Origin of the sequence: Hansschlegelia plantiphila (genome assembly GCF_027922265.1) — a bacterium.
GTDB lineage: Bacteria > Pseudomonadota > Alphaproteobacteria > Rhizobiales > Methylopilaceae > Methylopila > Methylopila plantiphila.
Genome location: NZ_BSFI01000008.1, coordinates 670,508 through 693,740, shown reverse-complemented (window position 1 = coordinate 693,740; position 23,233 = coordinate 670,508). Strand labels below are relative to the sequence as shown.

Below are 23,233 nucleotides of genomic sequence, written 5' to 3'. Positions count from 1 at the left end.
CGGCGGTGACGCACGACCTCATCCTGCGCGGCGGACGCGTGATCGACCCGAGCCAGGAGTTCGACGGCGTGGCCGACGTCGCCTTCGCGGACGGCAAGGTCTCGGCGTTCGGTCCGGACCTTCCCGCCGGACCGGGAACCGAGATCCGCGACGTCGCCGGCGCGATCGTGACGCCCGGCCTGATCGACCTCCACACCCATGTCTACTGGGGCGGCACGTCCCTCGGCGTCGATCCCGACGACTACGGCCGGCTCTCCGGCGTCACCACCTCGATCGACACCGGCAGCGCCGGGCCGGGCAACTGGCCCGGCTTCCGCAAGCATGTGATCGAGCGCGTGGAGGCGCGCGTGCTCGCCTATCTCCACGTCTCCTTCGCCGGCATCTTCGGGTTTTCGAAGTCGATCATGGTTGGGGAGAGCGAGAATCCGCGCCTGATGGCGCCGGCCGAGGCCGCCAGGGTCGCCGACGCCAACCGCGACCTCGTCGTCGGCATCAAGGTCCGCGTCGGCCTGCACGCCTCGGGCGATCAGGGAACCGCCCCGCTGAACGCCGCGCTGCAGGTGGCGGAGGAGGTTGGCATGCCGCTCATGGCGCATATCGACCACCCGCCGCCCTCTTACGAAGAGGTGCTCGCCATGCTGCGGCCGGGCGACGTGCTGACCCACGCGTTCCGCCCCTTTCCCAACGCGCCCTGCACGGCACAGGGCACGGTGAAGCGCGCGGTGATCGAGGCGCGCGAGCGCGGAGTGCTGTTCGACATCGGCCACGGCATGGGCTCGTTCTCCTTCAGGACGGCGCGCGTGATGCTCGCGCAGGGGTTCGAGCCTGACACGATCTCCTCCGACGTCCACCAGCTCTGCATCGACGGGCCGGCCTTCGATCTGGTCACCACCATGTCGAAGTTTCTTTGCCTCGGCATGGCGCTGCCCGAGGTCGTCCGCCGCTCGACGGTCAACGCCGCCTTTGCGCTGCGGCGGCCTGAATACGGCTCGCTGAAGCCGGGCTCGCTCGGGGACGCCGCCATCCTCACCGTTCGGGAGGGCGCATTCGACTATGTCGACGTCGTCGGCGAGCATATGACCGGGAATCGAAGGATCGTCCCGGAGGGCGTCGTGCTGAAGGGCAGGTGGTGGCGTTCGTCGGAAGGGTCGCCGTTCGGCCGCATCGCCTCGTGACGCCGCTCGCCGATATGATCGAGCGGGAGTTCGGAACTCCCGCGGTCGTGGTCGATCTCGACGTCGTCGAGGCGAACGTCGCGCGCGTCCAGGCGCTTTGCGACAGGGCCGGCGTCGCGAACCGGCCGCATATCAAGACCCACAAATCCCCGACGCTCGCAAAGCTCCAGATCGCAGCAGGCGCGAAAGGCGTCACCTGCCAGAAGCTCGGCGAGGCCGAGGTGATGGCGGCCGCCGGCCTCGACGACATCCTGATCAGCTACAACATTCTCGGCGAGCGGAACCTCGGCCGGCTCGGCGCGCTGATGCGGCGCGTCCGGGTCACGGTGGCCGCCGACAGCGTGACGACCGTGGACGGCCTGCCGCGCGCGGCCGCGATCGCAGGCCGGACGCTCGCCGTCGTCGTGGAATGCGACACCGGCATGAAGCGGGCGGGCGTCGAGACCCCGGGCGAGGCGGTCGCGCTCGCGAAGCGCATCGCGGAGACGCCCGGGCTGAGCTTCGCCGGCTTTCTGCTTTATCCGCCGCCGGATCGCTGGCCGGAGACGCAGGTCTTTCTCGACGCCGCTTCCGCCGGGCTCCGGGACTCCGGTCTCGTCGCCCGCATCGTCTCGACCGGGGGCTCGCCGAACCTCGCGCATCTCGGCGCGCTGGAGGGCGCGACCGAGCATCGGCCGGGCACATACATCTTCAACGACCGTATGCAGATGGCGGCGGGTGTGGCGACGCTGCAGGACTGCGCGCTTTCGGTCTACGCGACGGTCGTGAGCCGCGCCGGGCCGGAACGCGGGATCGTCGACGCGGGTTCGAAAACGCTGACGAGCGATCCAGGCGGCCTCGCAGGCCACGGCCTCGTGCTCGACTACCCCCACGCTCGCATCAACGCGCTCTCGGAAGAGCACGGCTTCCTGGACCTGTCGGGCTCGGCGGCGCGCCCCATCGTCGGCGAAGTCGTCCGCATCGTGCCGAACCACGTCTGCGTCGTCGTGAACTTGGTCGATCGGCTGGTCACGGTGCGCGGAGACAGGATCGTGGGCGAGATCCCGGTGCTGGCGCGCGGCAAGACCGTCTAGCCGGTCCGCGGCGCCGCAGCCTCATAGGCCGCCGCGATCCGTAGAAGTTCGAGGTCGGCGCGCGGACGACCGATCAGCTGGACGCCCATCGGCCGACCGTCGGAGGCGAAGCCCGTCGGCAGGTTGACGACGGGGAAGCCCGACATCGATCCCGGCGCGGCGACCTCGAACCAGCGGTGATAGCTGTCCATGGCCTGACCTGCGATCGCCTTCGGCCAGTCCCATTCGACGGGGAAGGGAAACACCTGCGCGGTGGGGAGCGCCAGCGCGTCGAAGCGTTCGAGCAGCGCAAGCGCGGTCTCCCGCCACGCCGAGCGCACCAGCGCGGCCGCAGCTATGTCGTCGGCCGACAGCTTCTCGGCCTGCTCGATCTCCCACCGCATCTCGGGCTTGAGCCTGGCGTATCCGCCGGCGTCGGCGCGATAACGGCCATGGCTTCCGAGCGCCGCCAGTCCGCGCAGCGTGACGAAGGCGCGCCAGAGCGCTGCGAAGTCGAACGCCGGCGTCAGCGGCTCGATCCGCCAGCCCGCAGGCTCCATCGCCCTCAGCGCGGCTTCGCAGATGTCGAGGATTCCGGGCTCGGTCGGCAGCCTGCCGCCGAGGTCGCCGAGCCAGGCGACCTTCGGCGTCAACGCTTCGGCGCCGTCCAGTCTGTCCTCGTAGCGAAAGCCCTCGTCGGCGCTCGCGATCGGCGAGCGCGGATCATAGCCCGCGAGGACCGAGAGCAGCGTCGCGAGATCCTCGACCGTGCGGGCGATCGGACCGTCGGTCGAGAACTGGCCGAAGAACGCGTCCTTCGCTGGCACGTTCGGCACGCGCCCGAGCGACGGGCGGAAGCCGAACACATTGTTGAAGGCGCCCGGATTCCTGAGCGAGCCGCCGAAGTCGGAGCCGTCGGCCACGGGAAGCATCCTGAGCGCGACAGCGACGCCTGCGCCGCCGCTCGACCCGCCGGCGCTGAGGGCGGGGTTGAACGCGTTCCGCGTGGCGCCGAACACCGTGTTGTAGGTGTGCGAGCCCAGTCCGAACTCCGGCGTGTTGGTCTTGCCGATGACGATCGCCCCGGCCGCCTTCACCCGCGCGACGGTGAGGCTGTCCTCCTCCGGGATGAAATCGGCGAACAGCGGCGAACCGAAGGTGGTGCGCAGGCCTTTAGTCGGCTGAAGATCCTTGAACGCCACGGGCAGGCCGGCGAGCGGCCCCTGAGCGGCGCCGCGCATCCGGGCCTCGTCGGCGGCGACCGCGTCCGCCAGAATGTCCTTCCGATCGCGCAGCGTGACGATGGCGTTGTGCGCCGGATTGAGCGCGTCGATCTGGTCGAGATGGGCGGTGACGATCTCGACCGATGAGGCCTCGCCTCCCTGGAACAGGCGCGCGAGCGCCGCGCAGCCCGGCGCGCAGAGTTCGGGGATCGCCACGTCCGGCGCGACGAGGCCGCCTGCGACGTCGAAGGCCGGGCGGAGCGCGCTCACGACAATCTCGTGAGCAGACCGGCCATGAGCCGGGCGCGCTGGGCGAGGCTGTCGACCACGATGTGCTCCTGAAGGGTGTGCCAGCCCTCGCCGCAGACGCCGAGGCCGTCGAGCGACGGGATTCCCATCGCGCCGGTGAAGTTGGCGTCCGAGCCGGCGCCGGCCGAGCCGTGCGTCAGCTCGAAGCCGAGGTCGCGCGCGACCTCATGGGCGATCTCGAACATCGCCATGGTCGCCGCGCTCGGCTCCCAGACCGGCCGCGTCACGCCGCGCGACACACGGAACCCCATGCCGTCCGCATCGACGCTGGTCAGCGCCAGCATGCGATCCACCCCGTCATCGAGGTCGCGCTGCCGCTTCGCCATGCTCAGGGCCTCGGCCTTGCAGGATTGCGGCACGCAGTTGACCCAGCGGCCGCCATGGATGACCCCTACGCTGAAGGTGCAGTCGTCGCCGGTCATCGCCTCGATATCGCCGATGCGGCGCGCCATCTCGGCTATCGCCGAACGGCCCTTCCGAAGATCTGCGCCGGCATGGCTCGACAGGCCGGTCGCCTCCATATCGAAGCGGGCGATGGCGTAGCGGCCGGTCACCAATCCGCCGTCGAGGTTGGCCGGCTCCGGCACGAGCACATAGGCGTGCTTCGCCGCCTCCGCTTCGATGATCGCGCGGCAGCCGGGACTTCCGATCTCCTCGTCGGAAGTGAGCAGCATGCTGACCGGCAGCGGCGTCTCGACGCCTATCCGCCGCAGCGTGGCGATCGCTTCCAGGGCGAGGAAGATTCCGCCTTTCATGTCGAGGACGCCGGGGCCGTAAGCGAGTTCGCCTTCGCGGCGGAACGGCAGCTTTTCTAGCGTTCCGAGGGCGTGGACGGTGTCGAGATGGCCCATGACGAGCACGCCGGGCTCGCCGCGTCGCGGATGCGGGAACGAGGCCCGCACGCAGTCGCCGAGCCCCGCGGGACCGGCGATGCGTTCGACGACGGCGCCGGCGGCGGCGAGATCGCCCGACGCGAGGTCCATCATCGCGTTGACCGCGTGAGGCTCGAAGGTCGGGCTTTCACGCTCGACCCAGCGCTTCAGACCGGCGAGCATCGTCCCGGAGTCGAAGGGCAGCTCCGCTAAGATCATGGACGCCAGTTTCGCACAGCCGCCCGGGTCGGGAATGGGGCCAATCGACGCCTCCCGGCGTCGCCGGACCGTCTCGGGAACCCTAGCCAGGTAGCGTCTTCGCCAGTCGCCCGGCGGCACGCCTCGTCAAGGTCGAATCTGGCGCGGAGGGGGGTCCCGGATCTCCTACGAGGCGTCGCCGGAGAAGCTGTCTGCGCCGCAGAATGCGGCGCAGACGCTTTCCGCCACGCTCGACCGACCGGAGAGATCCGCTCAGGAGCCCTTTGCGATCTCATGTCCGGAAAGACGCTCGATCGCGGTGCACAGGATCGAGTCGTCCGCATCGATATCGCCGTTCGCGACGCAGGAGTTGAACATCTGCTGCGCGACCGCCGTGCTCGGAAGCGCCACGCCCAAAGCGCGGGCGTTCGAGAGCGCGACCTCGAGATCCTTCATGTGGAGCCCGACCCGGAAGCCGGGCTTGAACGTGCGGTTGATCATCCGCTCCGCGTGAACCTCCAAAACCCGCGAACTGGCGAAGCCGCCGAGCAGAGCCTGCCGGACTCTAACCGGATCGGCCCCGGCCTTGGATGCGAAGGTCAGCGCCTCGGCGACAGCCTGGATGTTGAGGGCGACGATGATCTGGTTCGCGACCTTGCACGTCTGTCCGGAGCCCACGCCGCCGACCAGGGTGATGGTCTTTCCGATGGCCTCGAACAGCGGCTTCGCGCGTTCGAAGTCCGTCTCGGTCGCGCCGACCATGATGGTCAGCGTCGCGGCCTTCGCGCCGATGTCTCCGCCGGAGACCGGCGCGTCGATGTAGCCGCAGCCGAGCTCCTCGATGCGCTTGGCGAACGCTTTGGTCGCGACCGGCGAGATCGAGCTCATGTCGATGACGAGCTTGCCGTCGGAGAGCCCGCCCGCCACCCCCTTCTCGCCGAAAAGGACCTTCTCCACGTCGGGCGTGTCGGGCACCATCGTGATGACGACCTCGGCCTTGGACGCGACCTCGGCGGGGTTTTCGCACGCGATCATGCCGTCTCCCTGGACGGCGGCCGGCACGCCCGACCGGCTGTGCAGATAGAGCGTATGGCCGGCCTTACGAAGGTTCTCCGCCATGGGAAGGCCCATGAGCCCCAGACCGATGAAACCAACCTTCATAGCGCGTCCTTCCATTTTCCCACGTCGCCCGCGCGCATCGCCGGCAGGCGGCATCATAACAGGGCTTCAAACTCGCGAAGCCACACCGAATTTTTGATACATAGAAACCCGAAAAGGAGTCAGCAGAAATGCGCTTAAAAATACGCAGATCCCGGAAAAAGCAAATAACGGATCGGGTCATCCCGGCGGGATTAAGATCTCACTTCTGATATTCCCGCGAGAATATAAGATTCATATTGAGACTATCGCGACTGATCGCGCGGGGATTCGCCGCACATGCGGGCGCGCAAAAGGAATACGCGTTCCCGCCTCGATCGAAGAGACTTCGACCGGCGCGCCGGAAACTGATCGGCGTCTCCGACGCCGGATGGGCCGGACCCTCTGCTTCCTCCGCCCGCGGCGGCCGGTGATGGCGTTCTGACCGGAGACCGGTTTCATCGACCGGCCGGGGCGGACCACTTTTCCGATCCAGGGCCGAGGCGATCTCCGCGATCTGCGCGGAGCTCGACCGGAGGATATGCGAAGCCTGCCAGGCCCGCATCCGTCCACGAGTACGGCTCCGCCGACCCGCGTGCGCGGACTGCGCCGCCCGCGTGAGGACCGGATCGATCGCGCGCCTGCAGCTTCCGACGGCTTAACCGGCACGTCCCACACCACGCCGCGGACGGCGCCGGGCGGGCCGGTGGAATTGCTGCGACGTCAGAGATCGCCGATCAGGAACTGCGCCTCGCCTCGACCGAACGACCAGTCCGCGTCGGTGTTTTCGACGAAGTTCACCATCACGTCGTTCGATCCGATCCCGCAATCCCGCTGCAACGCTTCGCACAGGAGGCGGTAGAAGGCCTGCTTCTGTTCGACAGGCCGCGGGCGCGTGGTGACCGAGACCAGGATCACCTTGTCGCTGCGGTCGATCCCGAGGCCGGTGTCCTCGATCCGGACCCGGCTCGGCTTGTGCTCGTGGACGATCTGGTAGCGATCGCGCGTCGGGACCTTGAAGGCCTCCAGCATCGCGCCGTGGGCGGCGTCGAGAAGCCTGGAGAGGTCTTCGTCCGAACGACCCTCGAGCATGTCGAACCGAAGCAATGGCATGTCTTTCTCCTCCAGGAACAATTCCATCGCGACGGCGAGCACGCAGCGATCTCGCCGGGCAGTAGCTTGTCACCCCCGATGGTTCAAGGGCGACCATGTCGAGGCCTGTGATGCGGCGTGGATTTTGGCGCCGTGGAGCGCCGTCGCTCAGGCTTGACCGACGCAGCGCGAGGATCGACCTCGCGGCGGCGAAGGCGTCAATCCGACGTCGCAAGGGCCGGAACGGCGGCGCGTCCGGCGGCTGGGGCCGCGTGGGGATGGGCGGGGCGGCTCAAGCCGAGACGTTCGCGCATCGTGTCGCCGCTGTAGTCGATCTGCACCAGTCCGCGACGCTGAAGCTCCGGAACCACCATCTCCACGAAGTCGCGCAGCAGACCGGGCATCGTGTAGAAGATGAACATGAAGCCGTCGCAGACGCCGCCTGCGAACCATTCCTCCATATGGTCGGCGATCTGCTGCGGCGTGCCGCGCACCGTGGCGATGCCCCGCTCATATTCGAGCGAGATCTCCCTGAGCGTCATGCCGCTTCGGATCATGGCGACGATCTGGTTGAAATAGGCCTGGTGGAAGTTCGCCTTCTCGGGGATGAGCTCCAGCGGGATCGGTTCGTCCATCGGCAGACCGGACAGGTCGACCTCCAGATCGCGCCCGACGCGCATGCGCGCGACGTCCGGGTGGATCAGCCGTTGCAGGTCCTGGAACTTGGCTTCCGCCTCTTCCGCGGTCGCGCCGACGACCGGGGCCATACCCGCCAGGATCTTCAGATCGCCTGCCGCCCTGCCGTATTTCGGCAGTCGTCCCTTGAGGTCGTCGTAGAACAGCTTGGCCTTGTCGAAGGTCACGTCGGAGGCGAACACGATTTCGGCCGTCTCCGCCGCGAACTCCTTGCCGGCGTCCGAGGCCCCGGCCTGGATGATCACGGGATGGCCCTGAGGCGCACGGGCGATGTTGAGCGCGCCGTTGACGCTGAAATGCTTTCCCTGATGATCGACCACGTGCATCTTCGCGGGGTCGAAGTAGAGCCCGCTCGCCCGGTCATGGACGAAGGCGTCGTCCTCCCAGCTGTCCCAGAGCTGCTTGACGACGTGCACGAACTCCTTCGCCCGCTCGTAACGCTGGTCGTGCGGCGGCAGGCGGTCCAGTCCGAAGTTGCGCGCGGCGTAGTCGTCCGCGGAGGTGACGACGTTCCAGGCCGCCCGTCCATGGCTGAGATGGTCCAGCGAGACGAACATGCGCGCGACGTTGTAGGGCTCGAAAAAGCTGGTCGAGACCGTCCCGCCGAGCCCGATCTGCTTTGTCGCGCCCGCGATCGCAGACAGCAGCGTCAGCGGCTCATAGACGTTGGTGTAGAACGGGTACTTGCTCCAGGCCTGCAGATTGTCTGTCCGAACGCCGGGCGTGTCGGCGATGAAGAACAGGTCGAACTTGCCCTGCTCGCAGATCCGCGCGGCGTCGATGTAGAAGTCGATGTCCAGCGAGGCGTCGACCGTCGAGCCGGTCCGCAGCCACGACGCAGGATGCGCGCCCGTGCCCTGGACCAGCGTCGCCAGAACCATGTTCGCCATGACGATCGTCCCGCGCTGAGCGACGGGGCCGTCCCCAAATCGCTGACGTCGTCATTCGGACCGCGCGGCGCCAAGGCTTTCAACGAGGATTCACGGAACCCCGGCTTCGGAAAAGCCGATCTCCTCCGGGCGGGCGCGGACCGCTTCGAATTTTCGGATGCCGAACCTCGTGGAATGGTTCTTTGATCCGGCGCGGATCGGGGCGACATCTTCAGCCATGCCCTTCGCGCCCTCCCCTCCCGAAGCGTCCTGCGTTTCTAGGCCCTACGACGCTCCAGCGTTCTGCGGCGACAGCGAAGCCTCGGCCGGCCCGGTGCTGCTGCTCGGCAATTTCGACGGTTTTCACCTCGGCCATGCGGCCCTGCTGGACGCCGGCCGCGACGCGGCCGGGGGCCGGCCCGTCGGCGTTTTATCCGTCGAGCCGCATCCGCGGCAATTCTTCGCGCCGGCGGCCGCAGCCTTCCGCATCGCCTCGGCGAAGGTGAAGCGCGAGACGTTCGCGCGTCGCGGCTTCGCGTTCAGCTGCGCGCCCCGCTTCGACGCGACCTTCGCCCGTCAGTCGCCCGAAGCCTTCGTGCGGGATGTGCTCGTCCGCAGCGTGGGCGTTTCGCAGGTCGTCGTCGGCGAGGATTTCCGCTTCGGCGCCGGCCGGGCCGGAACGACCGAACGTCTGCGCGCCATGGGCGACGAACTCGGCTTCGGCGTCAGCGTCGTCGCGACGGTCCGGCGGCAGGACGCGCGGTGCTCCTCGTCGCTGATCCGGCACCTGCTGCGCGAGGGCGAGGCGGCGACCGCGGGGACGTTGCTTGGCGATCCGTGGACGGTCGAGGCGCGGCTGAGGCGCAGCCTTGGCGGGCGGGTGTCCGTCGCCTGGCCTGACGAGATCCTGCGCCCCGCGCCGGGGCGTTACAATGCGCGACTGAGGCGTTTGGCGGGAGGCGAGGCGCTCGCCGAATGCCGCCTCATCGCGAACGGCGACGGGTTCCGGCTCGACGGCGCGGGCGCGCCCGAGGCGTCAGACCTCGCGCTCGACATTGTCTCCTGATGCGCTCGCGCACAGTCGAGATCCTCGACAGGCTGATCGCCTTCCCGACGGTGAGCCGCGACTCCAATCTGGGGCTGATCGGCTTCGTGCGCGAGCTGCTCTCCCCGCTGGGAGCGCGGCTGTCGCTCACGCATGACGACGCCGGCGGCAAGGCCAACCTCCACGCGGTGATCGGTCCGGCGGGGCCGGGCGGCGTCATGCTCTCCGGCCACACCGACGTCGTTCCGGTCGAGGGCCAGGCCTGGACGACCGACCCGTTCCGGCTGACGCCGCGCGACGACCGGCTGCTCGGTCGCGGGACGTGCGACATGAAGGGGTTCATCGCCTGCGCGCTCGCAGCCGTCGAAAGCGCGGCCGCGCGGCCGCTGAAGCGCCCGCTGCATCTCGCGCTGAGCTATGACGAGGAGATCGGATGCGTCGGCGTCCGCCGCATGATCGAGCAGCTTGTCGGCGCTGATCTGCCGGCCTTCTGCATCGTCGGCGAGCCGACAGGCCTCGAGACGGTGGTCGCGCACAAGGGGAAGGTCGCCGGCCGCATCAGCTGCCGCGGGAGGGAATGTCACTCGGCGCTCGCGCCTGAAGGCCTCAACGCGATCCATCTCGCCGCCGATATGGTCGGCGCGCTCAGGCGCGAACAGGACGTCATCGCTCGCGACGGCCCTCGCGACGACGATTACGCCGTGCCGTTCTCCACCGTGCATGCGGGCGTCATACGAGGCGGAACGGCGCTCAACATCGTGCCCCGGGACTGCGCGATCGATTTCGAGATCCGCCATCTACCCGCAGACGAGCCTAGGCTCGTCCTCGACCGGCTGTTCGCCGAGGCCGGACGGCTGACGCGGGAGGCCGAGGCGCGTTTTCCGGGCGCAGGCGTGTCGATCGAGATCCTCAACGCCTATCCCGGCCTCGCCACCGATCCCGGCGCCGAGATCGTCCCATTCGCCCGCCGCCTCTCCGGAGGCGAGGGACAGTTGCGCAAGATCGCCTTCGGCACCGAGGGCGGCCTGTTCACCGAGCGCCTCGGCGTGCCGACGGTCGTGTGCGGCCCCGGCGACATCCGCGACGCCCATCAGCCGGACGAATACGTCTCGCGCGCGCAACTCGCGGCCTGCGACGCCATGCTGGCGCGCCTGATCGAGGAGCTCGCGGCCTGAGACGTCAGACCCGCCCGAGATGCTCGATCAGCGCCTGGATCGCGATCTCGTAGCCGGACGGACCGAGCCCGATCAGGCATCCCGTCACGACCTCCGACAGCGGGGAGCGATGGCGGAAGCCCTCGCGCCGGAAGACGTTGCTGACGTGCACCTGGAACGACGGCTTCGCCACGGCGCTGAGCGCGTCGCGGATGGCGATCGAGCTGTAGGACAGGCTCCCGGCGTTGATGACGAGGCCATCGGCTTCGGTCCGGGCGTCTTGGATCCAGTCGATCAGCACGCCTTCATGGTTGGACTGCCGGAAGCGCAGCGTCGCGCCGAGACCTTCCGCCTTGAGCTGGCAGCGTTCGCCGATATCGGCGAGGGTGAGCGCGCCGTACGGCCCGGCCGGGTCCAGCCCGTAGAGATTGGTGTTGGGACCGTTGACGACGTGGATCCGGAGCGGGGCGGTCATCGCCAGACGGGGGTCATGGGATCTGGTCCTCGGCGCCGATGGCGGCCAGACCGGCGCGGCCGACCTCGACGTCCTGTGCGCCGGTCCCGGAGCCCACGCCGATCGCGCCGACGACCTGCCCGTCGATGACGATCGGCAGCCCGCCCTCCAGATTTGTGAGGCGCTGGCCGGCGGCGAGCGAAAGCTTCACCTCGTTGTTCGGGTCGAGCCGCGACGAGGGCTGGCCGTGCGAGGCGGCGGTGATCGCCTTGGACAGCGAGGTCTCGCGCGACAGCAGCTTGGCGCCGTCCATCCGAACGAAGGCGAGCAGATTGCCGCCCTCATCGACGATCGTGATGTTTTGAGGAACGCCGATCTCGTCCGCCTTCGCCACCGCTCCCGCGAGCGCCCTCAGCGCGCCCTCGTGCGTCAGCTTGAGTGCGGCGCGGACGGCTGAAGGCGGCGTGCTCATGACAGTCTTTCCTGAACTATCCGATCGCGCCGAGAAGGCCCGTCCCGGGATGGCAGTTGACGTATTCGTAGTCCTGCGCGGCCGGCTCCAGCACGCAGACCTCATGGTGAAGCTTGAGGTCTTTCAGGTCGCTTACGACCTGCATGAAAACGCCGAAGATGGCGAGATGCGTCGGATGCGACGCCGACCATTGCTCGAGGTCGGCGAGCGAGCGCCAGTGGCTCACGCCGAAGCTCTTCTCGATCGGGCGCAGAGTCTCGTCGATCATCTGGACGTAGCGGTTGCAGAAGCAGCCGGCCTCGAGGCCGCGGTCGCGCAGATAGTCCATGCCCGCGCGCAGCGTCGGCTCGATGTCGTCGAGATAGAGCCGGCGCTCGTCGCCGCGGGTCTCCGACCAGTCCTGTCCTGAGCGGATCACGACGAGGTTGCGCCCGCCGGCGACGCGGCGGCCCCGGCCGTCCGGATCGGTCGTCGGCACCAGCGCGCCGTCGCCGTCGAGGCCGTCCGTCTGCGCAAGCGGCAGCCGGTCCCGCATCGAACCCCAGTAGCCGTGCTCCTCGATCTCGTCGCTGACGCCGCCCATCAGCGCGCCGAGGCCTTCCAGCCGCTGATCGGAGCTGAAGATCGTTTCGAGCCGTTCAGCCGACGGCGACAGGACTTCGCGGAAATAGCCGAGCGGTCCCGGCGCGCGTCGGGCCGCGTCCCACCAGCCGGCGACGCGCGCGCTGTCGCGCCAGCGGGCGTAGGAGGACGGCGCGTCCCAATAGGACACGGCGATCAGGTTCTGGAAGCCTGCTGCGTCATCGTATTGCGCGAGGTCTCGGCGCGCCGGGCCGTCGGCGGCGTTCAGACAGTCGAGCAGGGCCTCAAACGCCGTCCGAGCCGCCGGCGCGTCGTCGCTCCGGAACTGGACGCCGAAATAGCCGATGACGGCCTGCCCGAGCGGCTCCTGCGCCCGCGCCGACCATGCCGGCGCAGGCGGCACGTGGCCGTCGCCGACGCCGCGCGGACGTGTGCGGGGACATCGCAGGTGGGGCGCGATCGCCGAATCCATGGCTCTCAGGACACGCCGTCCACGAGGCGCAGCTTCTCTGGCGGCGCGGCCTCGCTCTCGTCCGGCTTTGCAGACGGCGCGAAGACCTCCGTCACCGCCTGCCGCTTCGTCCGGTTGATGACGAGGCGCAGCGCGTCGCCGCGGGCGTAATGGCCGACGGGGTCCGCCACCGCCTTGGCGAGGGTGACCATGTCGCGGTCGAGATCGGCGTAGAGGACGCCCTCCTGATCCTCGGGAAGACGCTCGCAGAGTTCGCGTCCGTCCGGCCCGTAGATCGCCGTGAACCCGCCGCCGGGGCCGCCAGTCCGCGGGTTGAGCAACCGGGCCTTCTCCGGCGTGTCGCAGAGCATGTCGAACATCTCCTGCGAGATCACCGCGCAGGGAGCGAGCACGAAGCTGCCGCCCTCGACGGCGTAGATCATGCTGGCGCCGTTGTTGACCTCCGGCCCGAGCGCGTAGGCGATGTCGCGGTAGATCGAGAGGCTCGGCCAGGCGGCGACGTGCACCTCCTCGTGCTGGGCGTACATCGCCATCTTGACCAGCGGCTGGACGTGCTCCCAGCAGTTCAAAGCGCCGAGCCGTCCGAAGGGGGCGTCGACCACGACGAGGTCGGAGCCGTCACCCTCGCCGAACACGGTGCGCTCGATGTGCGTCGGCTTCAGCTTGCGGCGCGTGAGCAGCAGCTCGCCGTCCGGCCCGATGATGGCCTGCGCCATGTAGCGGCTGCCGTGATCGCGCTCGGAGAAGCCCATGACGACGGTGACGCCGGCCTTCCGGACGATCGCCTGCAGCCGCTTCATCTGGGGCGAGTCCACGGCGAGGCTGTTGTCGTGGTAGCGGGCGAAGAAGCCGAGCGCGTAGGCCGGCGTGCCGAGATAGATGAACCAGGGAAAGCCGGGCAGCCACGTCTCTGGAAAGGCGACCAGCTCCGCGCCGGCGGAGGCGGCCTCCTCGATCAGCCGTCCGGCCTTGTCGATCGAGGCCTCGAGATCCATGAAGACGGGCGCCGCCTGCACGGCCGCCGCTTTGATCGACTTCATGCGCTGGTTCTCCTGCTGATCGCAGAGACTCCGCAAGACGGCGGAAACAACCTCACAAGCTTCGGCGAATCGGTTTCAGCGCGACATTCGTTTTTTCGATGCTTCGGCTTCGAGGCTCCTGAAGCAAAGGCGCGCCGCTGAACCGTTGCGCTTCAATCCTCCCAGGGGGCGACGCCGGGCAGCTTGTCGGTCGAGATCGCCTCGCGGCAGTACTGCTCGAAGGCGAGCGTCGCGCTCGTCTTCTTGAGGCCCTTCAAAGTCGCCATGCCGAGCGTCATCGGCGCGTTGTCGCCCTTGAGACGGACATAGGCGAGCGGAAGGCCGTTGAGCGCCGACTTGTTCAGCGGCCGGGACGTCATCAGCGAGAAGCCGAAGCCGCTCGCGACATAGGAGCGGACCGTCTCCGGCAGGTCGGACTGCGCGACGACGTTGGGCGTGAGGCCCTCGCGCGTGAAGAGGGAGCGGAAGTAGTCCTGGCTCAGCGGCATGTTGAGCAGGATGAAGGGTTCGTCCGCCAGTTCCTGAAGCGACAGGAACCGGCGTCCGGCGAGCGGGTGGTCGGTTGCGAGCAGGATGTAGGTCGGCAACTGAGCGAGCGGCTCGAAGTCGATCTCGTTGGTGACGTGGATCGAATAGGTCAGCGCGAGATTGATCTCCGCGCGCCGCAGGTTGGCGAGAAGCGAGGCCTCGTCGCCTTCCGTCACGTTGAGGCGGACACGCGGATAGAGCTCGAGGAACCCGCTGCACAGGCCTGGGATCAACAGCGGCGAGAGCGTGCGGAAGGAGCCGATCTGCAGCGGGCCGGCGACGGCGCTCGCCACCTCGTGGGCGACGTCGTGGAGGCTGTCCGCCTGCTGAAGCAGCGCCTTCGCCGCCTGCAGGAAGCGCTGTCCGGCCGGCGTCAGGGACAGGCCCTGCGCGTGATGCCGAATGAAGAGCTGCAGCCCGAACTCCGCCTCGAGCTGCGAGATCGCCGCCGAAATCGACGGCTGCGAGATGCTGACGCGCTCCGACGCCAGGGTCACGCTGCCCGTTTCGCCTGCCGCGACGAAATAAGCGAGCTGCCGGAGCGTGAAGCGCATTGCGTAAGAGGGCGCCTGGGGCGTGAAAATTCCGACGGCCCGCGCCATCGGTTCAGATCGATTGAACAGGCGCCGGGCGTCCACGGTCAAGCGCCGCGCATCGTCACTGGTCTCCCGGGACGCCGTAGGCGGGCGCGGAGGAGGGATCGAGCGCGCGCGTCACGTAGTCGTTCATCTGGGGGCGCCAGAGCCGCCACAGACCGTCGAGGGCGGCGATCGGATCTTCCTCGCTCCAGTCGATCCTGAGATCGGCGACCGGCCAGGCGACCTCGTCGACGATGAGCATGCCGGCGGAATGGACCGGGCCCTCCTCGCCGCCCGCGGCGACCGCCGCCTTCATCGCCGCGATCAGCCGATCGGCGAGGTGCTCGCCTTCGGCCGCAAGAAACGCCGCGGTCATGGCGTCGGGCACGCCTGCGGACCGCAGCAGATTGCCTGCCGCGACGACGCCCGGGCGTTCTGACGTGCGGTTGAGGCCGAGCGTCTTCACGCCGGAATGGACCGCCGTGCGTCCCTGCCCGTCCACCATCGCAAGCTGGCGATAGGCGGGATGGGCGGCCTCCGCGACGAGCCTCGCCATCGCCTCGGCGGCGGAGAGGCCGGACGCCATCAGGTCGAGCCCGCGCGGCCCGAGCGTCGGGTCGGTGATGTTCTGCGTCGCGACCGCCCCGACGCCCGCGCGGGCATGCGCGCAGCGCGCCGCGACGCAAGGCGACGAAGACGAGACGGCGATGCCGAATATGCCTGTCCGCGCGCAGCGGGCGGAGATCGAGAAGGTCATCGGCGGCTCAGGCGGCGTCGGGAATGACGGCGGTGACCTCGATCTCGACCACCCATTCCGGGCGCGCCAGGGCGGGCACCACAAGGCCGGTCGAGCATGGGAACACGCCCTTCAGCCACTTGCCCATCTCCTGATAGACCGCTTCCCGGTACCGGATGTCGGTGAGGTAGACGACGATGCGGCAGACATGGGCGAGCTCGCCGCCCGCCTCCTCCAGCAGCGTCTTGATGTTCTCCATCGCCTTGGCGGCCTGCTTGCCGGCGTCGCCGACATGGAGCGACTCGCGCGTGTCGAGATCCTGGGCGACCTGGCCCCTGAGGAACACCATCGTCCCGCGCGCGACGACGCCCTGCGACAGGTCGTTGTCGAGCTTCTGCTCGGGATAGGTCTCCTTGGTGTTGAACGGGCGGATACGCTTGTGGACCATGGCGGGCCGAAGTCTCCTTTGATCCCGCATGGGCCGCGGGGCGATGTTTCAGGGACGAGTGAGCGTCCGCCTACTCGGCGGCGGCTTTCAGCCCGTAGATGCGGTCCGACAACCCGGCGGATTCCTTCGCCTGCTCCAGCGGACCGCTCCAGTCGAAGTTGCGATAGACCGCGCCGAGATGGGCGAAGGGCGGCGCCTGCGCGAACAGCTGGAAAGTCAGCCGGTGGCCGGCGTAGTCGGAATTCAGCAGGTCGCGGGCGAAGGCGAGCAGCTTGCGCCGGTCCTCGGCCTGCCAGCTGTCGTTCAGCGTGTAGAACTTGTTGAGCCACGGCCCGGCTTCGGGATCCGCGAAGGTGGCGGCGTCCGGCGTGATGCAGATCTGGCCGCCGCAGAGTTCGCGGGCGATGTGCATCATGTGGTGCAGCTGAGAGCAGGCGAGCACGCGGCCCGTCATCAGCAGCGACTGGTTCGGCATGTACAGTCCGCCGGGGCTCACTTCGCCGTCGACGATCGAGGCGGTGAGGTGGGCGTTGATCCCCTCGCGGTAGCAGGCGAGCGTCGCGAGCTTCTCCTGAACCGCCGGCTGCTGCTCGAGCCCGGTCTGCTTCACGTTCCAGAGCGCCGCCCCGATCATCAGGTCCGCGAGCTTCAGGTTGCGCTGGACGAAGGCGAAAGCCGAGTAGCGGTGCAGCGTCGCGCGGATGAAGGCCGCGGCGCGGGTGTGCTGGTAGAACAGCACGTTGTCCCAGGGGATCAGCACGTCGTCGAACACGACGAGCGTCTCGACCTCGTCGAACTTGTTCGAGAGCGGGTAATCCTCGGCCGGCGCGCGGCCTGCGAAGCCGGTGCGCGCGATGAACTTCAGGTTGGGCGAGGAGAAGTCGCAGACGAAGCCGACGGCGTATTCCGAGAGCTTGCTGTCGCCCCAGTTCGCGATGGTGGGCTTGGTGAAGGCCTGGTTGGCGTAAGCCGCCGCCGTCTCGTATTTCGCGCCGCGCACGACGATGCCGGCGTCGGTCTCCTTCACGACATGCAGCAGCATGTCGGGATCCTGGTCCTGCGGGCGCTTGGACCTGTCGCCTTTGGGATCGGTGTTGGCGGAGACGTGGAACGGGTCGTTCTTCACCGCCCAGTCGATGTGCCGCGTGATGTTCTGCGAGAAGCGGGGGTCGACCTCGTTCAGCACGTCCTGACCGTCGAACAGCGACCACATCTCGCCGATCGTCTCGTCGCCGACGCGGGTGACGACGCCCTTCACCTCATCAAGGACGCAGTCTGTCGCCGCGCGCTTGTCGCGCCAGTCCTGGGCGTTGCGCGGAAGCTTGGAGCCGACGGCGTTGATCTCGCCGTTCTCCTCATAGGTCATCGCCGCGGCGTGCGCGGACTCGTGCGCCATGTCGTAGATGCGCGCGCGGATGTCGACCAGCGGCTGGAACATCGGGTGCTTGGTGACGTCCGCCACGCGCTCGCCGTTGATCCAGATGCGGCGGCCGTCCCGGATCGAGTCCCGGTACTGATTACCTGTCCTGATCATCGAAAGCCTGTGGGTTCTGCAGCGAGCGGCGGCGCGCTCAGCATGCGATCGGAAGCGCGGAGGGGGTGCAATAGGAGCGGCGGCAGTACGCCAGGGGCGCCTCGCCGCCGACCGACACGGAAAGGACCCGGCCCACGAAGATCGTGTGCGAGCCGGCGTCGACCGCGGTTTCGAGCGCGCAGTCGAACGCCGCGACCGCCCCGATCAGTTGCGGCGCCCCGCTCGCGCCGGACGTCCATGAGCCCGCCTCGGAGCCGAACCGAGCCTCCGGCCCGAAGCGGCCTGCGAAGACGTCGGAAAGCGGCGCATGGCTGTCAGCCAGCAGGTTGACGCACAGGACGCCGTTCTCCCGCACCGCGGCCGCCGCGGGGCTGTTCCGGTTGATGCAGGCGAGGATCATCGGCGGATCGGCGGAGACAGAGGCGACGGCGCTGACCGTCACTCCGAAGCGGCCCGCCCCGCCGTCGGTCGTCACGATGTTGACGCTCGTGACGGCGCGGCTCATCGCGTCGACGAACTCCGCCCGGTCCGCGGCCGCCGGCGCTTCGTCCCGCGGCCAATGCGCCGTGGCGGTCCTCTCTGTGGCGATCATCATGAGGCGTCAACCCGTATACTTTGCCGCGCCCGAAATTACTGGACGCCCGCTGGCTCGATCGGATGGAGGGTCGTCGAGTCACGGCATTTGTAAATTCGTTCTTTCCAATCCACTGGATCGGAAATCGTGAGACGCCGCGCGGTCGCGGCCCGGTCAGTGGCTCCGAGCAGGGCGGTCTCGCCCCGGTTCGACCTATGAGAACCCTAATGCCGCCAACGGCGGGCTTCCTTTGAAGCTTCAGGCATGCGGCGCGTGGTCGCCGACTGCGATGGTCAGGCGCCGACTGATCCGCCGCGTTCATCGGCGGAAGGGAAGCAGCCGGGCGCCTCAGACGGAGGCGCGCCTCGAAATTGAGCATATTCGACGCCCAGGACCGTCGACGCCGCTCAGGCGCTTCCGAGCCCGTCAAACGCCAAGTTCGGATTTTCTGAGGAACTGCTGAAAAATTTCATGCCCAACGCGCCGTAGCGAAGGTTTCGCGGCCGTTTCATACTCGTTGAAGAAGTTCGCAATACCGGGGCGGAAATAGCGATGCGGTTTATTGCAATAGAGAAGCTGCGTCTCAAAATTGAGAATTTTGTCGCATCGGTGGGCGAAGCGTCGGGACGCGCCGTCCGCCGGACGCAGACTTCCGCCATGGGCACCGCCTGATGGGCGCGCCCGGCCGCACCCTCGACTTCGACTACATCGTCATCGGCGCGGGATCGGCGGGCTGCGTGCTCGCGAACCGGCTGAGCGCCAATCCCTCGCACCGGGTCTGCCTCGTCGAGGGCGGCGTGAAGGACAAGAGCCCGCGCATCCACGTGCCGGCGGGCACGCTCTCGCTCTACGTCAGCCAGAAATACGCCCACCAGTACAAGTCCGTGCCGCAGAAGCATCTCTACGGTCGCGAGATCGGGAGCCCGCGCGGCCGGATGCTGGGTGGCTCGAGCTCGATGAACAGCATGATCTACATCCGCGGCGCGCGCTCGGATTACGACCACTGGGCCGAGCTCGGCTGCCGGGGCTGGGGCTATGACGACGTCCTGCCGTTCTTCATGAAGTCGGAGAACAACCAGATCGGACAGGAGCCGCAGTATCACGGCTCGTTCGGCGAGCTCCATGTCAACGAGCCGCGCGACGTCCACCCGCTGTCCAAGACGTTTGTGGACGCCGCGGTCGAGGCCGGCGAAAGCCGGAACGACGACTTCAACGGCGCGACCTTCGGCGGCGTCGGCGTCTATGCGCTGACGCAGAAGGACGGCAAGCGCCTGTCGAGCTACCGCGCCTTCGTGGCGCCGGTCCTTGAGAAGCGCCCGAACCTCACGCTTCTCACCGAAGCGACCGTCCTCCAGCTCGATCTGGAGGGCGCGGAGGTTCTCGGCGTCACGGTGGAGAGCGGCGGCGAGCGTCTCAGGCTGCGCGCCGCGAAGGAGACCGTGATCTCCGCCGGCGCCTATGGCTCGCCGCAGCTGCTGCTCGCGTCCGGCGTCGGCGACGCCGACGACCTCAAGGCGGTCGGCGTCGAGGTCCGCCACCATTTGCCGGGCGTCGGGCGCAACCTGCAGGATCATCTCGATGGCCTGGTCACCGTGCGCTCGAAAAGTTCGGCGACCCTCGGCGTCTCGCTGCGCGCCGCGCCGCGCCTGAGCGTGTCGCCCTTCCAGTATCTGTTCGGGAAGAAGGGCCTCTGGACGACGAACTACGTCGAGTCCGGCGGCTTCGCCTCGACCAAATATTCGGGCGGCGTGCCGGACCTGCAGTTCCACTTCGTGCCGGGCTATCGCAGCCCGCGCGGCAAGCTCGTCGAATGGGGCCACGGCTTCGCCGTGCACACCTGCGTGCTCAGGCCGCGGAGCACCGGCTGGGTCAAGCTTTCAGCCGACGGCAGCAAGCGCAACATCGACATCGACTTCAACTTCCTCAGCGACGAGCAGGACGGCCTCACGCTTGTCGAAGGCCTGAAGATCGCCCGCCGCATCTTCGCGGCCTCGCCTTTCAAGCCGCTCCGCGGCGTCGAGATGGCGCCCGGCCCGAAGGTCCGGAGCGACGACGAACTGCTGGACTATGTCCGCCGCGCCTGCGCGACCGTCTTCCATCCCTCCGGCACGTGCCGCATGGGCGTGACCGACGACTGCGTGGTGACGCCGGACCTCAAGGTGAGAGGGCTCGGCAGGCTGCGCGTCGCCGACGCCTCGATCATGCCGACGCTCGTCAGCGGCAACACCAACGCGCCCTCCATCATGATCGGCGAGAAGGCCGCCGCCCTGATGCTCGCCTGACTTTCGCCTCGCGCCTCGCTTCGCGGCCGCGCGCCCTCGCGTCGGCAACGAGATCGCATGCCCGGCGCTCGCCGGTTGTCCCTCGACGATAGGATCGCACCATGCCAGCTCGTAGTAGCCTCGCCGTCGCAGCCGCCGCGCTGCTTTCCGCCTGCGCCGCGATCCCCTCCGCCTGGGCGGACGCGGGCCAGATCCACGTCTACACCTGGGCGGACTACACCTCGCCGGAACTGCTCGCGAAGTTCGAGAAGGAGACCGGCATCAAGACCACGGTCGACACCTTCGACTCGAACGACACCCTGCTCGCCAAGCTTCAGGCCGGAAAGTCCGGCTACGACATCATCCTGCCCAGCCAGAACTATGTGAGCATCATGATCGAGCAGGGCCTGCTCGAGAAGGTCGATGTCTCCTCGATGCCGAACTACAAGAACGTCGACGAGAAGTGGCGCAAGCCCGAGTGGGATCCGAGCCAGTCCTACACGGTCCCGTGGCAGTGGGGCACGACGTCCATCGTCTACATGGCCGACAAGTTCCCGCAGGGCTTCAAGAGCTACAAGGATCTGTTCGAGCCGGCCGACGGCATCAAGGGCAAGATCCAGCTGTTCCGCTCCCAGGACGGCATGCTGGAGATCGCGGAGATGTATCTCGACGCGCCCTTCTGCAACGAAGACGGCGCGACGCTGAAGAAGATCCAGAAGCTTTACCTGGACCTCAAGCCGCACGTGAAGATCTTCGACGACACGGGGATGGGCGACCATCTCGGGGCCGGCGAGACGACCGTGGCGCTCTGGTACTCCGGCAACGCCTATCAGGCCCGGGTCTCCAACCTGCCGAACATGAAATACGCCTTCCCCAAGGAGGGAGTGATGGGCTGGTTCGACAGCGTCGCGATCCCGAAGGGCGCGCCGAACCTCGAGAACGCCAAGAAGTTCATGAACTTCGTGATGGACCCCGAGAACATCGCGATCGAGTCCAACTACGCCGGCGACTCCAACGCATACTCCGCGAGCAAGCCCTTCCTCGATCCGAAGGTCGCCGCCGCCGAAGAGCTGAAGGTGCCGGAGGGCGTTCCGCTGAAGTTCGCCCGTCAGTGCCCGCCCAAGGCCGCAAAGCTCGCGAGCCAGGTCTGGACCTCGGTCCTCAAGTGACCCCCTGGGCGGGGTCCGCCGCCTCGATGCGGCGGGCCCCGGCCGATCGACACGCTCGGAGAACGCGACCATGCGCGACGAACTGTTCATCGACGGCGATTGGCGCGCGTCCGCAGGCGGCGGGACGCTCGACTGCATCGACCCCGCGACCGAGGAGGTGTTCGCGCGCGTCCCTGCTGCGACCGCCGCGGACGTCGACGCCGCCGTCACGGCGGCGGCTCGCGCCTTCCGCACATGGGGCGTGACCACCGGGGCGGAGCGGGCGAAGCATCTTCGCGCGATCGCAGCCGAACTCCGCAAGCGCCGCGACGAGCTTGGCGCGCTCGAGACCCGCGACAACGGCAAGCCGCTGGTCGAGGCGCTCTACGACGTCGACACCGCCGCCAACATCTTCGACATGTACGCCGGTCTGGCGGAACAGCTCGACGGCGCCGACGAGGAGCTCTCCACCAGCGCGGCCTATCTCAAGGTCGTCGTCCGCAAGAGCCCGCTCGGGGTCGTCGGCCTGATCACGCCCTGGAATTTTCCGATCGAGCAGTTCACCTGGAAGGTCTCGGCCGCTCTCGCCGCCGGTTGCGCCTGCGTGGTCAAGCCGTCCGAAGTCACGCCGATGACCTCCCTGATGTTCGGCGAAATCGCGAACGCGGCGGGACTTCCGGCCGGGGTGCTGAACATCGTGACCGGAACCGGGGCGGAGACCGGTCAGGCGCTCGTGGAGCATCCCGCCGTCGCGAAGATCTCGTTCACCGGCTCGACGGCGACGGGCCGCAAGATCATGGCCTCGGCCGCCGCCGATCTGAAGAAGGTCAGCCTGGAGCTCGGAGGCAAGTCGCCGATCCTCGTGTTCGACGACGTCGACATCGCCCGCGCGGTCGAATGGGTGATGTTCGGCGCCTTCGTCAATCAGGGACAGGTCTGCACCTCGACCTCGCGGCTGCTGCTGAGCGCCGCGATCAAGAAGCCCTTCCTCGACGAGTTGAAGGCCAGGACCGAGGAGCTCGTCGTCGGCCCCGGCGCCGCTCCGGCGAGCCAGATGGGGCCGCTCGTGAGCAAGGCTCAGTACGACAAGGTCATGGGCTACATCGAGGCCGGCCGCCGGGCCGGCGCGACGCTGCTGACCGGCGGCGACCGGCCGGAAGGCCTGAACGCCGGCTATTTCGTCGCCCCGACCGTCTTCACCGACGTGACGCCCGACATGAGCATCTGGCGCGAGGAGATCTTCGGGCCGGTGCTCAGCGTGATGGCCTTCGAGACCGAGGACGAGGCGGTCGCGCTCGCCAACGACTCCGAATACGGCCTCGGCGCAGCGGTCCTCACGGGCGACGCCGCGCGCTCGGACCGCGTCGCGGCGCAGCTCCAGGCCGGAATCATCTGGCAGGACTGCAACCAGATCGTCGTGATGGAGGCGCCATGGGGCGGCCTCAAGAAGAGCGGCATGGGCCGCGAACTCGGCCGCTGGGGCATGGAGGCGTTCCAGGAGACCCGGCAGTTCACCCGCTGGCTGCCGGATTCCGGACTGGGCTGGTACGCGAAATGAGGCTCGGTCGCCGGGCCATGGAGCCG

Annotated in this window: 21 protein-coding genes; 7 read left to right on the top strand and 14 right to left on the bottom strand. The window is 68.2% G+C overall.

The window, feature by feature from the left end; genetic code table 11:
- Nucleotides 1–5 precede the first annotated feature (5 nt).
- Nucleotides 6–1,175, top strand: a complete 1,170-nt coding sequence (locus PKE75_RS13030; protein WP_271169194.1) for an amidohydrolase/deacetylase family metallohydrolase — start codon at nt 6–8, stop codon at nt 1,173–1,175.
- Nucleotides 1,176–1,189: 14 nt separating this feature from the next.
- Entirely contained in the window at nt 1,190–2,248 is a 1,059-nt protein-coding gene (locus PKE75_RS13025) for a D-TA family PLP-dependent enzyme (protein WP_271169193.1), read from the top strand.
- Here the strand turns inward: PKE75_RS13025 and PKE75_RS13020 are convergent.
- The 5 genes from PKE75_RS13020 to PKE75_RS13000 form a co-directional block, all read right to left on the bottom strand.
- Complete coding sequence (locus PKE75_RS13020) at nt 2,245–3,720, bottom strand: amidase (protein ID WP_271169153.1); 1,476 nt, start codon at nt 3,718–3,720, stop codon at nt 2,245–2,247. The genes PKE75_RS13025 and PKE75_RS13020 overlap by 4 nt on opposite strands.
- Nucleotides 3,717–4,850 (bottom strand): M20/M25/M40 family metallo-hydrolase, encoded by a 1,134-nt coding sequence (locus tag PKE75_RS13015; protein WP_271169152.1) that lies wholly within the window; start codon nt 4,848–4,850, stop codon nt 3,717–3,719. Before PKE75_RS13015 ends, PKE75_RS13020 begins: the two co-directional genes overlap by 4 nt.
- Nucleotides 4,851–5,102: 252 nt before the next feature.
- Nucleotides 5,103–5,990, bottom strand: a complete 888-nt coding sequence (locus PKE75_RS13010; RefSeq protein WP_271169151.1) for a 2-hydroxy-3-oxopropionate reductase — start codon at nt 5,988–5,990, stop codon at nt 5,103–5,105.
- Nucleotides 5,991–6,689: 699 nt separating this feature from the next.
- Nucleotides 6,690–7,079: a tautomerase family protein gene (locus tag PKE75_RS13005; RefSeq protein WP_271169150.1), complete on the bottom strand. Its 390-nt coding sequence runs from the start codon at nt 7,077–7,079 to the stop codon at nt 6,690–6,692.
- Between the two features lie 197 nt (nt 7,080–7,276).
- Nucleotides 7,277–8,644: an LLM class flavin-dependent oxidoreductase gene (locus PKE75_RS13000; protein WP_271169149.1), complete on the bottom strand. Its 1,368-nt coding sequence runs from the start codon at nt 8,642–8,644 to the stop codon at nt 7,277–7,279.
- Nucleotides 8,645–8,861: 217 nt separating this feature from the next.
- On the opposite strand from PKE75_RS13000, the gene PKE75_RS12995 reads away from it, so the two are divergent.
- Together PKE75_RS12995 and argE are read left to right on the top strand one after the other, a co-directional pair.
- The gene (locus PKE75_RS12995) at nt 8,862–9,689 is read left to right on the top strand and encodes an FAD synthetase family protein (RefSeq protein ID WP_271169148.1); all 828 of its coding nucleotides are present in this window, start codon (nt 8,862–8,864) and stop codon (nt 9,687–9,689) included.
- Nucleotides 9,689–10,843 carry an acetylornithine deacetylase gene (gene argE, locus PKE75_RS12990; RefSeq protein WP_271169147.1) on the top strand — a complete coding sequence of 385 codons (1,155 nt, stop codon included), beginning with the start codon at nt 9,689–9,691 and terminating at the stop codon, nt 10,841–10,843. Before PKE75_RS12995 ends, argE begins: the two co-directional genes overlap by 1 nt.
- Before the next feature lie 4 nt (nt 10,844–10,847).
- Here the strand turns inward: argE and PKE75_RS12985 are convergent, their stop codons facing one another.
- The 9 genes from PKE75_RS12985 to PKE75_RS12945 form a co-directional block, all read right to left on the bottom strand.
- Nucleotides 10,848–11,297, bottom strand: a complete 450-nt coding sequence (locus tag PKE75_RS12985; protein ID WP_271169146.1) for a type II 3-dehydroquinate dehydratase — start codon at nt 11,295–11,297, stop codon at nt 10,848–10,850.
- 13 nt (nt 11,298–11,310) lie between these two features.
- Complete coding sequence (locus tag PKE75_RS12980; protein ID WP_271169145.1) at nt 11,311–11,748, bottom strand: GlcG/HbpS family heme-binding protein; 438 nt, start codon at nt 11,746–11,748, stop codon at nt 11,311–11,313.
- Nucleotides 11,749–11,764: 16 nt separating this feature from the next.
- Entirely contained in the window at nt 11,765–12,802 is a 1,038-nt protein-coding gene (locus tag PKE75_RS12975; RefSeq protein ID WP_271169144.1) for a phenylacetaldoxime dehydratase family protein, read from the bottom strand.
- 5 nt (nt 12,803–12,807) lie between these two features.
- Complete coding sequence (locus tag PKE75_RS12970; RefSeq protein ID WP_271169143.1) at nt 12,808–13,842, bottom strand: carbon-nitrogen hydrolase family protein; 1,035 nt, start codon at nt 13,840–13,842, stop codon at nt 12,808–12,810.
- A gap of 152 nt (nt 13,843–13,994) precedes the next feature.
- Nucleotides 13,995–14,924, bottom strand: a complete 930-nt coding sequence (locus tag PKE75_RS12965) for a LysR family transcriptional regulator (RefSeq protein WP_271169142.1) — start codon at nt 14,922–14,924, stop codon at nt 13,995–13,997.
- Nucleotides 14,925–15,027: 103 nt separating this feature from the next.
- Nucleotides 15,028–15,705, bottom strand: coding sequence for a DUF1028 domain-containing protein (locus PKE75_RS12960; protein WP_271169141.1), 678 nt, complete (start codon nt 15,703–15,705; stop codon nt 15,028–15,030).
- 7 nt (nt 15,706–15,712) lie between these two features.
- A complete protein-coding gene (locus PKE75_RS12955; protein ID WP_271169140.1) occupies nt 15,713–16,132 on the bottom strand; it encodes a RidA family protein in 420 nt (139 codons plus the stop codon).
- A gap of 70 nt (nt 16,133–16,202) precedes the next feature.
- Entirely contained in the window at nt 16,203–17,666 is a 1,464-nt protein-coding gene (locus PKE75_RS12950; protein ID WP_271169139.1) for a 4-hydroxyphenylacetate 3-hydroxylase family protein, read from the bottom strand.
- Nucleotides 17,667–17,703: 37 nt separating this feature from the next.
- Nucleotides 17,704–18,258, bottom strand: a complete 555-nt coding sequence (locus PKE75_RS12945) for a flavin reductase family protein (protein ID WP_271169138.1) — start codon at nt 18,256–18,258, stop codon at nt 17,704–17,706.
- 653 nt (nt 18,259–18,911) lie between these two features.
- On the opposite strand from PKE75_RS12945, the gene PKE75_RS12940 reads away from it, so the two are divergent.
- The 3 genes from PKE75_RS12940 to PKE75_RS12930 all read left to right on the top strand — a co-directional run bounded on the left by PKE75_RS12940 (nt 18,912) and on the right by PKE75_RS12930 (nt 23,207).
- Nucleotides 18,912–20,522 carry a GMC family oxidoreductase gene (locus PKE75_RS12940; RefSeq protein ID WP_271169137.1) on the top strand — a complete coding sequence of 537 codons (1,611 nt, stop codon included), beginning with the start codon at nt 18,912–18,914 and terminating at the stop codon, nt 20,520–20,522.
- 101 nt (nt 20,523–20,623) lie between these two features.
- Nucleotides 20,624–21,670, top strand: coding sequence for an extracellular solute-binding protein (locus tag PKE75_RS12935; RefSeq protein ID WP_271169136.1), 1,047 nt, complete (start codon nt 20,624–20,626; stop codon nt 21,668–21,670).
- A 70-nt stretch (nt 21,671–21,740) separates the two neighbouring features.
- A complete protein-coding gene (locus tag PKE75_RS12930; RefSeq protein ID WP_271169135.1) occupies nt 21,741–23,207 on the top strand; it encodes an aldehyde dehydrogenase family protein in 1,467 nt (488 codons plus the stop codon).
- Nucleotides 23,208–23,233: the final 26 nt, after the last annotated feature.